9 protein-coding genes and 1 tRNA gene are annotated in these 12,716 nt (G+C 61.8%); 4 read left to right on the top strand and 6 right to left on the bottom strand.

Features of this window, described 5'->3' with window-relative positions; genetic code table 11:
• Positions 1 to 28 precede the first annotated feature (28 nt).
• Positions 29 to 2,005, top strand: coding sequence for a 3-hydroxyacyl-CoA dehydrogenase/enoyl-CoA hydratase family protein (locus tag HAPAU_RS08695; protein ID WP_066381634.1), 1,977 nt, complete (start codon positions 29 to 31; stop codon positions 2,003 to 2,005).
• 51 nt (positions 2,006 to 2,056) lie between these two features.
• A tRNA-Glu gene (locus tag HAPAU_RS08690) sits at positions 2,057 to 2,131 on the top strand.
• 184 nt (positions 2,132 to 2,315) lie between these two features.
• Here the strand turns inward: HAPAU_RS08690 and HAPAU_RS08685 are convergent.
• From HAPAU_RS08685 to HAPAU_RS08660, 6 genes are all read right to left on the bottom strand, one after another.
• Entirely contained in the window at positions 2,316 to 2,780 is a 465-nt protein-coding gene (locus tag HAPAU_RS08685) for a DUF7344 domain-containing protein (protein ID WP_066381631.1), read from the bottom strand.
• A gap of 397 nt (positions 2,781 to 3,177) precedes the next feature.
• Entirely contained in the window at positions 3,178 to 3,666 is a 489-nt protein-coding gene (locus HAPAU_RS08680) for a DUF7344 domain-containing protein (protein WP_066381629.1), read from the bottom strand.
• A 220-nt stretch (positions 3,667 to 3,886) separates the two neighbouring features.
• Positions 3,887 to 5,884 carry a SpoVR family protein gene (locus tag HAPAU_RS08675; RefSeq protein ID WP_066381625.1) on the bottom strand — a complete coding sequence of 666 codons (1,998 nt, stop codon included), beginning with the start codon at positions 5,882 to 5,884 and terminating at the stop codon, positions 3,887 to 3,889.
• Positions 5,881 to 7,191, bottom strand: coding sequence for a YeaH/YhbH family protein (locus HAPAU_RS08670; RefSeq protein ID WP_066381622.1), 1,311 nt, complete (start codon positions 7,189 to 7,191; stop codon positions 5,881 to 5,883). Before HAPAU_RS08670 ends, HAPAU_RS08675 begins: the two co-directional genes overlap by 4 nt.
• On the bottom strand, positions 7,182 to 9,458 hold the full coding sequence (locus HAPAU_RS08665) for a PrkA family serine protein kinase (protein ID WP_066381621.1): 2,277 nt from the start codon (positions 9,456 to 9,458) through the stop codon (positions 7,182 to 7,184). Before HAPAU_RS08665 ends, HAPAU_RS08670 begins: the two co-directional genes overlap by 10 nt.
• Complete coding sequence (locus tag HAPAU_RS08660) at positions 9,455 to 11,524, bottom strand: PrkA family serine protein kinase (RefSeq protein ID WP_066381620.1); 2,070 nt, start codon at positions 11,522 to 11,524, stop codon at positions 9,455 to 9,457. The genes HAPAU_RS08665 and HAPAU_RS08660 overlap by 4 nt, the downstream gene beginning before the upstream one ends.
• A gap of 333 nt (positions 11,525 to 11,857) precedes the next feature.
• On the opposite strand from HAPAU_RS08660, the gene HAPAU_RS08655 reads away from it, so the two are divergent.
• Complete coding sequence (locus HAPAU_RS08655; RefSeq protein ID WP_066381614.1) at positions 11,858 to 12,241, top strand: DUF5820 family protein; 384 nt, start codon at positions 11,858 to 11,860, stop codon at positions 12,239 to 12,241.
• 25 nt (positions 12,242 to 12,266) lie between these two features.
• Positions 12,267 to 12,716: a UPF0179 family protein gene (locus HAPAU_RS08650; protein WP_066381613.1), complete on the top strand. Its 450-nt coding sequence runs from the start codon at positions 12,267 to 12,269 to the stop codon at positions 12,714 to 12,716.

Here is a 12,716-nt window from a genome sequence, read left to right as displayed (position 1 = left end):
TGAAACGGCTTCCAGTCACACTGTCGGTATGGAGATAGACGACGTCAACACCATAACGGTTCTCGGTGCCGGAAACATGGGCCACGGGATCGCGGAGGTCGCTGCGCTCGCGGGCTACGACGTGTATATGCGGGATATCAAAGAGGAGTTCGTGCAGAACGGCTACGAGGGGATCGAGTGGAGCCTCGGGAAGCTCGCGGAGAACGACCGGATCACACAAGAAGAGGCCGACGCGGCCCTCGCTCGAGTCACACCCGTCGTCGACGTCGAAGAAGCCGTCTCGGGAACCGACTTCCTCATCGAGGCGGTCCCCGAGCAGATGGAGATCAAAAAGGACGTCTACGAGGAAGTCGAGGGGTACGCTCCCGACGAGGCGATCTTCACGACCAACACCTCCTCGCTTTCGATCACCGAACTCTCGGAGGTCACCGAACGACCCGAGCGCTTTTGCGGGATGCACTTTTTCAACCCGCCGGTCCGGATGCAGTTAGTGGAGGTTATCACCGGCGAACACACGAGCGAGGAGCCCCTCGAACTGACAGAAGCGCTCGCCAAGGACTTCGGGAAGACCCCCGTGCGCGTCCACAAGGACGCCCCCGGCTTCATCGTCAACCGCGTGCTCGTTCCGCTGATGAACGAGGCCGCGTGGCTCGTCAGCGAGGACGAGGCGACGATCACCGAGGTCGACTCGACGACGAAGTTCGACATCGGCCACCCGATGGGCGCGTTCGAACTCGGCGACCAGGTCGGCAACGACGTGAGCTACCACGTCCTTCAGTACATGAACGAGGTGCTCGGCGAGGCCTACGAGCCCGCGCCGCTGCTCGCCGAGAAGGTCGAAAACGAGGAACTCGGGAAGAAGACCGGCAAGGGCTTTTACGACTACGAAGACGGTCCCGGTGCCGAAATCCCGGCCGACGAGGGCTCGGAGTTCGTCGAGGCACGCCTGCTCGCCTCGATGGCCAACGAGGTCGCAAAACTGATCGGCGGCGACATCGCCCCACCCGAATCGATCGACGAGGCGGTCATGCTTGGCGGCGGATGGCCCGACGGCCCCGTCAAACTCGTCGACGACTACGGACTCGGATCGCTTCTCGAAACCCTCGAGGCGGCGTACGAGGAGACGGGCCACGAGCGGTACCGGCCCGACGAGTACCTCAGAGAGCGCGTCGAGGCAGGCGGCTTCTACGACGCTGACGGCGACGCGGATGACTCGGAGGGCTACGAGTACGACACCATCGCGGTCGAGATCGACGACCGGGTCGGCCATCTCGCCATCGACCGGCCCCACCGGATGAACACGATTACGACCGACATGATCGAGGAGATAGACGACGCCCTCGACAAACTGACCGAGGACGAGGCGGTTCGTGCGATCCTCCTGACCGGCGCCGGCGATCGGGCGTTCTCGGCCGGGTTCGACGCGTCGACGGCAGCGGCCGGTAGCGGCCTCGAAGCCGCCGAACTGTCCCGTCGGGGCCAAGAAGTGTTCGGCCGCCTCGAAGCGGTCCCGAAACCCGTCCTCGCCGCGATCGACGGCTACTGTCTCGGCGGCGGGATGGAGCTCGCGGCTTGTGCGGACATGCGCCTCGCAAGCGAGCGCTCCCAGTTCGGACAGCCCGAACACAACCTCGGTCTCCTCCCCGGTTGGGGTGGAACCCAGCGCCTCCCGCGGATCGTCGGCGAGGGTCGCGCAAAGGAGATCATCTTCACGGCGGACAACGATTACGAGCCCGAGACGATGTACGACTACGGCTTCGTCAACGAGGTCGTTTCGACCGAGGAGTTCGAAGAGCGTGCTCGGGAACTCGCGCGTGATCTCGCGGGTGGCCCGCCGATCGCTCAGAAGCTCACGAAACGCGCGATGCTCGCCGGCCGCGGCGACGTCGACGCCGGTCTAGAGTTCGAAGCGAGCGCGTTCGGCCACCTCTTCACGACGGACGACCTCTGGGAGGGGCTCTCGGCGTTCCAGAGCGATCGGGATCCGGAGTTCGAGGGTAAATAAGCCGACGCGGAACGGAACGTTTAAACGAATCTGCCGGGAACGGTAGAATGCGCTCGGTTGGTGTAGTCCGGCCAATCATATTGGCCTTTCGAGCCGATGACCGGGGTTCAAATCCCCGACCGAGCACTCCGTTCCAGTAATTCTCTGCCACGGATAACTGAAAATCGTTCGATATAGCCAATAGTACCGAGACGGAGGGAAGGAAGAACGGCATACGAAAAGTGCCGACGATTGGAGGAACGAACCGAGGTCGACTCGACCGTGACAGCGGTTGAACCCACCAACTGCGCCGGACGAAACCGCGGCTCACTCAGCGATTGAGAAGGGATCGGACGGTGGAGAGGCCGAACGACGAACGGTCGTCGGAAACCGTGATGCGCTGATCGAGCGGAGCAGCGTCGAACTCCGCTTCGAGATACGGTTCGAAGAGGGCGGTCAGCGGGGTCGGAACGATCAGTCCACGCGATTGATTATACTCGATGACGCCGTAGTCGTCCAGTTTGGGGAGGTGTGACTGGTACAGCGCGATGTACACGCGCTGGCGTTGATTGGAGGTGAGCTGTTCGACGCTGGTCTCGTTCTCCCAGGCGGCGATCGCTTCCGCGACCGTACGCATGTTGAACTCCTCCTGTTCGGGATGAACGGCGAAGTACCGGAGTACTGCACGGCGGCGACCGTTCTGGAGGAGGTGGAACAGATCGTCCTTCGAAAGCGAGAGGTGGTCGTCAACCGTCTCAGCGGTGGCGTCTTCGGCGGGCGGCGTTTGGATACTCATGATGCCTACACAAATGTATGACATAAAGCATAATAAAAACAGAATATAGTTCAGCGACTTTTTGTCCTCCTAATCGACTCAAACGTGTCTCTAATCCGTTTTAGCGACATATTAATAACGTGATAGATAATATCGGCGGGGACGTCTCCAAAAATCCGAACGTGAAACGCTCTCCAGTGACAAATAATAGGTTCTCTTATAGGTAGTATCTACATCCGGTTCCTACCGACCGTCCGTTTACCTAGTACGTCGAAGCCAATAGAGACGATCTAGACCGCGAGTTCGCGGTTCGGGAATTCGGTGTGAACGGTATCACGAGTACTTCCGGAACGTGTTTAGTGAGGGGATAACCTCTGATGTCGTACTATCGGGAGGTGTATCGGTCGCCATCGAACGACTATCTCCCCCACAGCTGGTACCCACCAAGAGCAGCGATGATCACGAACAACGGAAGTACCCATATCCAGAGTTCGGCAACAGAACCAGCGACGAACGATCCTATCGTCAACAGGGCACCGAGGATCCCTATCGCGACGTAGACCAGTGGAAACCGGTCGCTCGTCTCGTGGGTTTGATCCATGTACGCTTCGACGTGGCCCGCCCGTTCGCGGAGTTCGACGTCCTTACTATCAGTATCGTAAGAGACGACACCCAATCCTTCGAGCTTCGGTAGATGTGTCTGATGAAGCGAGACGTAGACGCTTTGGCGGATGTTTCGCGGTGGCGGGTCTTCACCGCTCTCGAGGGCGGCGATATGTTCTGAAAGCTCCCTGATCGTCGCGCGTTCGTTGTGTTCCAAGAGAAATTCGATGACCGCCCGCCGTCGATCGTTTCTGAGGATATCGTGTATGTCACCTTCTTCCAGTACCGACGGCTCCTCGCTCATACTACCTCACATCGTCTCTCGGACGACCGATCTCCCATCATCCCCACTCGATCCACACCCGGAGATGTTATTATTGTTACGTATTTTTCCACTGGTGAGGAATCAAACATTAATATAACCGATATGTTCTCTAAGCACTGATTATCGCGTATAGTGACGTTCCGAAAGGATTAGGGTGCGATTTAGGTAATCGATGAGGAGTCTACGATCTGTCCAGCGCTCAGGCGAGCCACTCATCGGGCTTGGTATCGTAATCGATGTCGTCCGCCTCGATTGCAGCGGTTTGGTCGTCGTCCAACTCGCTCGTCTCGAACTCCATCCCGTCGTATCTGATCCGAATTCCCCGTTCGGTGGGTTCGGGTTCGCGGCTGCGTCGGCGAGCAACCTCGAGATCTTTCTCGGAGACCTCCTTGTGGATGGTCATGAGGTTCACCGGCCGGCCCCAGAGTTCGAACACCCGAGAGAGCGTCTGTTTCGCCTGTTCGATATCGAGGGCGACGCCGTTGTAGCGATGACCGAGCAACAACTCGTTTCGATTCGCGAAGTTACCGTCATGGACCTCAATGGTCGGTTTGCCGAAGTTCGTAAACTGCAACAGCAGTTTCTTCTTGACGTCTGTGGCGTCGGTGCTGGTCGCCCGGTAATCGCCCGTGGCGTGGGCGTATTCGTAGGTGAAGTAGTCGTGGCGGTCGACGAACTCCTGTGTGAGGAACTCGTCGATGAACGTTACGTCGTTGTGATTCGCCCTGATTTCGGCCATCCGCCTCCACCCCGCCGTTCGATCCACGTCCGCGATCGCCTCTTCGACGCTCCGGTAGACGGCGTCGTCGAGGACGTACCGTCCGATCCGCTCGAGATCCGTCTGGGTGATCTGCGGGAGGAGACCTCGGTTTTGTGGCTTTACGAGCGAGTAGTGGCGCTCTGCGAGTCCCTCGTAGGTGAGAACCTTCCAAGGATACCGATCCACGTCGATCTCGCCGGTTCGTGCAGACGAAAGCGCCTCGTGATCGACCGCGCTCCCGAGAGCCCCCAACTCGTCGAGTCGGTCGCTACTGATCCGGATCAGAGCATCTCGAGGTTCGAGGAGCTCTCGAACCCGGTCGAGATCGACGGCGTCGTGGAAGTTGCGCCACGTCACGCCGTCGACTCGGAGGAGTTTGTCGATCACTTCGCGCCTGTTCTCGGTGTTCTCGATGTACTCCCAGAGCTCCTTGCCGAGTTTGTAAGGATTCAGGCCGGGCGAGCCGAGCACTCGGGCTTGGTGATCGGCGTAGTCGATGAACTCCGATGCGTCGGCAAATCCCTCCTCACCCATCATCATCGACTCCCAGTAGGCCGCCCAGCCCTCGTTCATCACCTTCGTGATGCGTTGGGGAGCGAAGTAGTACGACTCCGTCCGGAGTGCATCGAGCACCTCCCGCTGCCACGGTTCCATCTCGCGGGCACGTTCTGCCTCGTCGTCGTACTGCTTTCCGTGTTCACGGAGGAACGCGAGCAGATCGGGATCGGGCGTTTCGGGGAACGACTGCGTAGAGCCGTCCTCGCGCTGGCGTTCGAGCCACTCCTCGTCGAACACCTCCCGTCTGACCGCCTCCGAGAGACCGAGTCCCTCGAGCGCTGTCTCGATGTCCTCGTGGTCGTGTTCGCTCTCGATCGTCCGCTGGCGGGCGAACACGCTGTGTTGATCGATGACGTCATCGATACAGAGCACGTTGTCGATCCAGCGTTCGACCTCGCTTCGTTCGACGTCGGTGTCTGCGATCGCCGACTCGACCGTCTTCGCGTGGCGTGCGAGCATCGCCGCCGCTTTCGGGCTGGATCCGGGCGCGTCACCCGTGAAGAGGCCGAACCAGCGGTTGTTCGCGAAGAAGTCGGCGTGTGCCTCGACGTGGGTAATCACGGCCTTCTGATCCGCCAGCGAGTTCGATTCCTGGAGGAAGGCGTTCGAGGGGTCGTCGTTGTTGACGAGTTCGAAGGCCTTCCCGCCGACGTACTGGTTCTGTTTTCGCTGGCGGTCGAACTTCATCCCCCAGCGCCAGTGTGGGTACCGTTCCTGAAAACCGTCGTAGGCGATCAGCTGGTTCATCTCGTCGTTGTCGACGATCCAGTAGTTCACCGGATACGGTTCGAGACCCAGCTTTCTCGCCAGTTCGTTGGCCTCCCGTACTGGCTCTTCGAGTTCGTTCGCGACGCGCTGGGCGTGGTAGTTCGTGGTCATGAGTCGTCCTCCGTGCTGAGTATCTCGTAGATCGCGCGTGTGACGTCGTCGGGTCCCGAGACGTACGCGACCGCGACGTTCTCCCGATCACCGAGTCGCCGCTCGACCTCCTCGGCGTGAGTCGCGTTGATCGCGCTGCCCGAGGGCTGGGTTTCGACGTAGGCGTGCAGGTTCGCGTCGATCCCCTCTATCAGCGGGAGCACGCGCTCTTCGGTGTCGTTCGAGGAGTTCTCCGAATCGCCCGCGGCGAAGACGTAGCGGTTCCACTCGCGCCACGGGTAGCGCTCTTCTAGGATCTCGGCGGCGAGTTCGTACGCCGAGGATATCTTGGTGCCGCCGCCCGATCGAATGCCGAAGAACTCCTCGCGTTCGACCTCCCAGGCGGTGGCGTCGTGGGCGATGTAGACGAACTCGGCGGTGTCGTACTTCCCGGTCAGGTACCAATCGAGCGGGGTGAAGGTGCGCTCGACGAGTTCGCGTTTGTCCTCGCGCATCGATCCCGAGACGTCGCGGATGTTGACCACGACGACGTTGTGTTGGGGTTTCGTGACGACTTCGGGGTACCGGTAGCGTTCGTCCTCCTTTCGGAAGGGGATATGGCCGATCCCTTCCCGACGGATCCGTTGGGTGAGCGGTTCGCGATCGACGTTCTCTTCCATCGCTTCGATGCTTGCCCACCGCCCGCGCTCGTCGTCGGGAATCGCGGCGAACGCGTCGTCGATCCACGCCTTCGAGACCGGAACGTTGCTCTCGCGGGCGTAGCTGAACGCCTCCTCGGGCGAGATCCCCTCGACACGGAGGAGTTCGCGGACGTACTCCTCGTCGAACTCCATCGAGAGCTTTCGCTTGAGCCCCTGTTTGAACAGGCGTTCGACGTCAAGCGTACTGTCCGGTCCCGTCCGCGTGCGGTCGGTCAGCTCGCCTTCCTCTTCGGTCTCGACCCTCTTTCCCTTCGGTTTGAGATCGAGGCCGAGCTTCTCGTCGAGTTCCTGGGCGAACTCCTCGGGGTCCATCTCGTAGTACTCGTGTTCGCCACCCTCCTCGCCGGCCTCGCCTTCGTCGCCGTCGCCGGGTTGGGGCTGGGGTTTGCCGACCGGATCGCCGGGTTCGGGCGTCCCGCCCTGTCCCTGCCCGACGCCACCTCGATCGAGGCGGTCGTAGGCGAACTCGGGCAGGGAAACGATCTTGATCGGGATGTGGATCTCCTCACTTCGTCCGAGATCCCCGTACTGGATGAACTCCGCGAGGTCCTGCCGGCGCTGTTCGCCCACCTCGCGGTAGCGTTCGAGGTCGTCCCTCAGTCCCATCGGTAGCTCACCTGTCCCATGACGTGCCGGCTCGTCAGTTCGGCCGACGCCGCCGAGTAGCCGAACTCCGAGACGAGGGTGTCGATCGTCCGCGCTTTGACCACCGCCGTCTCGGTGTTCGCCGGTGGATCATCCCACTGGTCGGGATCGAGGTCCTCGTAGACGCGGGCGGCGTCGCTCCAGCCGTGCGTCTCGAGGACGTCCCTGATCACGGGGATATCGAGCAGGTTCACCTCGTCGATCGCGAAGTCCTCGCTTCGGTTCTGCCACGCGTGGCGGTTCAGCGCCGTGATGATCCGCTCGCGTCGGAACGTCCTGACCGTCGGCATCGGCGTCGTTCCGTCGTACTCCTGTTCGCTGAACCGGCCGAGATGCTCGATCTCGAAGACCTTCATCTTCAACGGGCTTGGTTCGGTCTCGCCCTGCTCGGTTTCGACCGTGCCGTCGGTCGCCCACGCGTAGACGTGCTCGACGTACTCCTCGACGGTTTCGGCCTCGACGCGTTTTTCGTGCATGATCGCGTCGATCACGTCGGTCTCCTGCTGATCGAAGACGTGATTCTTGACCGAGACGAGACGATCCTCGAACTCCCGACGCTCGGCCCGCGAGAACATCGGTGCGTCGTGGAGCCGTTCGGCCATCGCGTTGAGCACGTCACGGGGCATGAGGACGTTTTCGACGGCCAGTTCGGGATGGCTCCGGTCGCGAGCGGTGTTGAGCAACTCCGCGATCACGTCGCGGGTGAAGGTGACCGGGATCCCGTGCGAACCGTCGCTCGCGTTCGGATCGAACTCGAAGTCGTCGGTTTCGACACGCTGATCGCCCTCGCGGAGATAGCCCCGATCGAACAGGAGCGCCTTCTCGACCAGCGAGAGCCCCTCGGGGAGGTCCTCGCGGTCCAACCGGGAGACGACGCTGTAGAGCGCCGCCGCCTCGACTGTGTGGGGCGCGAGTTCGCGTTCGCGTACCCGACCGCCGCGCTCCCCAACGCGGATTGAAAGCGGGGCCCGAACGCGTTCTCGCAGCTCTTCGCCATCGGTTCCCTCCCAGATCGCCGTTTCGCCGGCGAGTTCGCGGTGGATCAGCTCACACTCCAGTCGGAGGTTCGTTAGGTATCGGAACTCGTGTCGGTCGAGCCGGCGTTTGAGCGCCCGGAGCGGGTCCGCACCATTGCGGTCGGCGTGCTGGTTCAACTGCGCGTCGAGGTCGGGGTTCGAGATGATCAGCAGTTGAGTGTCGACATCCATCCCGATCGCCTTATCGAGCTTGACGTGGCGTTCGTCGGGCACGTTGAGCAGCTTCTGAAGCAGGTCGGCGTGCTGGGCGGCGTCCTCGACGATCGTCAGGAGGCCGTTTCCCTGTGAGAGGACCCCGTCGTAGCTGAACGCTTGCGGGTTCTTTCGCCCTCGAGAGTCGAGCTTCTGGAGCATGCCGGTCATCCAGCTTCCCACGAGGCGTTCTTTTGGTCGGCCGGCGTCCTCCGAGTGGAGCACGCCGATCCCTCGACCAACGTCCACGACGTAGTTCGTCACCCGCAGATGGCGGGGATCGGTCACCGCCGAGAACAGGTCGGCGACGCCCTCCCGACGGTAGCGCTTTTCGAGGTACTCGTAGGCCTCCCGACAGAAGGGGTCGAGGTTCGTCTCCGCACGGATCGGCGTGTGATCGCCGTATTCGGCGTCGAGGTCCTCGAGGATCGCCTCGCGGACGGGTTCGGGAAACACCGACAGCGGGTTCGACTGGACGGGACTCTGATACCAGCTGTCCTCGTCGACCGTCGGAATGTCCCCATAGGTCAGCCCGGGGGCGTCCTCGGCGCTCGCGATGTTCCACTCGACTGTGTAGCGTCGTCCTTCGGGCGTCTTCGAGTACTCGCGCAGCCCGTTGACCAGACACCGTTTGAGTTCGGACTTGCCCGTGGCGGTCGGCCCGTCGAACCAGATGATCTTCTCCTCCTTGCCGCGGCCCGCGGCGATCGAGCGCAGGTCGTCGACGAACTCGTTCAATACCTCGGTGTTGCCGAGGATCGCGTGCTCGCCGTCGTTGTGCGGGTCGTCGAAGAACCGGTAGCGATCGCGCTCTTCGCCCTCCTCGATCACGGTTCGCGTACCGGCGGCCTCGATCGCACCGAGGAGGTACTTCGAGGCGTGAGCGCCGATCGAGGGCTGGGCGAACAGCCGGTCGACGTACTCGGCGAGGCTCATAGGCTCCTCGTAGGCCGCATCGAGCTCGCGGTCGGCCTCCCGGACGTATTCGTTCCCGCTCATGTCTCGAGTTCGCTCTTTGCGACCTCCGCGCCGGCGAACTCCAGCAGCTCTATCGCGCCCTCTTGGGAGTAGCCCTGTTCGATCAGGGCGTCGACCCACGCGTTGCGCTCGTCGTCGTCGAGTTCGTTCGCGCTCACCAGCGCCGAGAAGTTGATGTTGTGTTTCTTGTCCTCCCAGAGTTTGCGTTCGAGCGCGCGGCGCAGGCGGTCGTTGTCCTGCGGGCTGAACGCCTCGCCCTCGCGCGCTCTTCTGGAGACCCAGTTCGAGACCTCCTGTCGGAAGTCGTCCTTCCTGTCCTCGGGGATCTCCAACTTCTCTTCGACAGCCCTGAGAAACGTCTCGTCGGGGTCCTGTTCGCGCCCGGTGAGGTCGTCGGGCACGGTGTCGTCGTCGATGTACGCCATCACGTGGTCCATGTACTTCTCTCCCTGACGCTGGATCTCGTCGATGTCGTAGGCCAGCGCGTGGCGCACGTCCTCGATGGCCCGCTCCTTGTACTCCTCGCGGACGAGTTCGAGATACCGGTGGTAGCGCTCGAAGTTCTCCTCGGGAATCGAGCCGTGATTTTCGAGGTTCTCTTCGAAGTGGGTGAACACGGCGAGCGGCGAGAGATACGACCGTCCTCGGTGCATCGAGTCCATGATCGCTTCGGCGATCTCGTCGCCGATGAACCGGGGCGAGACGCCGACCATCGCTTCTGCGATCTCGGCGTTGGATTCGCCCTCCTCGCGGAGCTTCTTCACGTCGATGTCGTCGCCGTCGCTCGACTCGCCGTTGTAGGCTTTCGCCTTCTGGACGATGTCGACAGCCTCGGTATCGGGCTCCTCGATCCGCGTCAGAACCCCGAACAGCCCCGCCATCTCCAGGGTGTGGGGCTCGACGTGGATGTCGGGGACGTCCGCGTTGTTGAGCAGTTTCCCGTAGATCTCCGATTCGGCGACGTACTCCAGCACGTACGGGAAGTCGATGCGCTTGGTCCGGTCGTTGAACGCCTCCATCGATTCGTCGCCCTTCTTCTCGCGGTACTCGGGCATGTTCGTGCGGCCGACGATCACTTGGTCGATATCGATCCGGGGGTTGTTCTTGGGCTTGATCGTCTGTTCCTGGGTCGCGTGCAGGAAGTCATAGAGGAACTCCCGCTGGAGTTTCAGCAGTTCCTCGCCCGAGAAGATCCCTCTGTTGGCGTTACAAAAGGCTCCCGAGTAGTCGAACGCCCGCGGATCCGACTCGCCATAGACGGCGATCTTCGAGTAGTTGACGTCGCCGGTGAGTTCGGTCTCGTCCTGATTTTTCTTGTCCTTGGGCTCGAAGGTCTCGATCGCCTGGCGCTTGTTCTCGTCGGCGATCAGTCGAACGACCTCGATGTGGTTTTCGAGCACAGTTTGAAGGTCGTCGTCGTAGTAGGCGAGCAGGCGATCCATGTAGAAACTCGACGCCGGGTCCAGGCTCTGCTCGTTGCGGATGGTGTAGGGCGCCTCGAGGCGCTCGTTGAGTTCGTCGATGACCTGCTGGCGCTGTTCGAGGGGCAGGAGGATCAGGGGGTCCTGGTTCATCGGCGACTGGACGACGTCGTCGGCGGGGTCCTGATCCGGGATCACGTCACAGAGGTTCGTCCACCGGAACGTGTACATCCGGCCTTCCTCGCGAGCGGTGTAGTCCTCGAAATATTTCCGGAGTTGGGCGTCGAACGCGGACTTCCCGGAGCCGACAGGACCCAAAAGCAGCTTGATCCGGCGGTCGGGACCCAGCCCGCGGGCCCCGCTTTTGACCTTGTTGACGAACTCGTGGATCGCTCGGTGGACGACTTCACCATAGAAGGTGTTCTCGCCGTCGCCGAGCGGGTCCTCGGAAGCGAGGAGGTACTCGACGGTTCCGGACCCCTCGTCGTAGTGCGTGCCGTAATAATCGAACATATCGGCGACGCGCTGGTGGGCGTTTCTCGTGATCTTCGGATCGTCGTGAACGGCCCCTAAGTACCACGCGAACGTCTTTGCGTCGCGCAGGTCGCTTGGAACCGTCTCTCTGTACTGCTGGCTGAGCGTTTCGAGGGTGTTGTCACCGGTCATGGTTGTTGTGGGTCGAGAGAGAGCAGAGAGACCGACGGATCCACGTCACCGACGAGATGGTGTCACACGCGACGACGAACCGCCCCGGCTGACTCGACGCGGGCCAGCATGGAGAGCGCACGCGATTGATGAGTGCTGTCATGGGACGGAAGGCCCTGCCAGCGCCCCGGTCGGAACTATCGGAAGGGGGACACGGACAGCGCGGGTCGTTCGGCGGGCGGACACCGATACTGTTTAATAATGGTGTGCTACGTTAACATAAATCTTTCTCCGGCAACGCTTGCGAAGTCGGCGAATCCGAGCGCACTTGTCGGGAGAACGCCAACGAGGGATATGGAGGAACCCCCGGGAGGATGGGTGTGCTGGAGCGACGAACCCGATCGACAGGTGTTCGTCTACCGACCGGACGTCTTCGATTCGCAGGCGTTTCCCGCCCCCTGTCTGCCGACGCTGTATCTGAGCAACGGTCCCCACAGAAACCGGCGACCCGAACAGCGCTCCAGAAATCCGGGCGATGAGTGGTATCTGACCTGTTATCTCGAACCCGACGTCGTCGTCGCGGAGAAGCGCTACGACGACCGTGCGAGCGCCGAGGAGGAGGCCGCCGAGTTCGCTCGGCGGTTCGCTGTGGGCGAGATCGACTACCGGGGCGCGTATCAGGTCCCCAGAGGGGAGTATCTCGATCGGCTCGACGAACTGACGGGGCGAGAGGCTTAACCCCCATCTGGGTCTACTGACGACAATGACCACACTCACGCTAATCGGAACGAGACTCGCCGAGGAGGGAACCGAGTTCGTCTATCACGGCGAGGCCGACGCCTGTGAGGGCTGTCCCTACCGGGGACAGTGTCTGAACCTCGTCGAAGGACGCAAGTACCGCGTCGAGAGCGTCCGGGAAAACGCCCAGACCCTCGAGTGTGGCGTCCACGATACGGGCGTCAACGCCGTCGAGGTCGAGCCTACGGGGATGAAAGCGAACGTCCCCTCGAAGGGGCTGTACGCCGGAAGTAAGGCGAGTCTGGCCGGCGAGTGTCCCTATACGGAGTGTCCGAGCCACGAACTCTGTGTACCCGACGGCGTCGAGTTCGGCGAGGAATACAGGGTCAGAGAGGTTGTCGGCGACCCACCGCACGACTACTGTATGCTGGATCGGGAGCTCACGACGGTGGAGTTCGCCCCGCCCGAGGAGTGA

Origin of the sequence: Halalkalicoccus paucihalophilus, from assembly GCF_001593955.1 — an archaeon.
Taxonomy (GTDB): Archaea; Halobacteriota; Halobacteria; order Halobacteriales; family Halalkalicoccaceae; genus Halalkalicoccus; species Halalkalicoccus paucihalophilus.
Note: the sequence above shows the minus strand (reverse complement) of the source record. Positions and strands in the feature narration are given on the sequence as shown.

What these genes read in the sequence shown, in the direction of transcription:
- HAPAU_RS08695 (WP_066381634.1), top strand. Translation starts at nt 29, where the DNA reads ATGGAGATAGACGACGTCAACACCATAACGGTTCTCGGTGCCGGAAAC.
- HAPAU_RS08685 (WP_066381631.1), bottom strand. Translation starts at nt 2,780, where the DNA reads ATGAGTATCCAAACGCCGCCCGCCGAAGACGCCACCGCTGAGACGGTT.
- HAPAU_RS08680 (WP_066381629.1), bottom strand. Translation starts at nt 3,666, where the DNA reads ATGAGCGAGGAGCCGTCGGTACTGGAAGAAGGTGACATACACGATATC.
- HAPAU_RS08675 (WP_066381625.1), bottom strand. Translation starts at nt 5,884, where the DNA reads ATGACCACGAACTACCACGCCCAGCGCGTCGCGAACGAACTCGAAGAG.
- HAPAU_RS08670 (WP_066381622.1), bottom strand. Translation starts at nt 7,191, where the DNA reads ATGGGACTGAGGGACGACCTCGAACGCTACCGCGAGGTGGGCGAACAG.
- HAPAU_RS08665 (WP_066381621.1), bottom strand. Translation starts at nt 9,458, where the DNA reads ATGAGCGGGAACGAATACGTCCGGGAGGCCGACCGCGAGCTCGATGCG.
- HAPAU_RS08660 (WP_066381620.1), bottom strand. Translation starts at nt 11,524, where the DNA reads ATGACCGGTGACAACACCCTCGAAACGCTCAGCCAGCAGTACAGAGAG.
- HAPAU_RS08655 (WP_066381614.1), top strand. Translation starts at nt 11,858, where the DNA reads ATGGAGGAACCCCCGGGAGGATGGGTGTGCTGGAGCGACGAACCCGAT.
- HAPAU_RS08650 (WP_066381613.1), top strand. Translation starts at nt 12,267, where the DNA reads ATGACCACACTCACGCTAATCGGAACGAGACTCGCCGAGGAGGGAACC.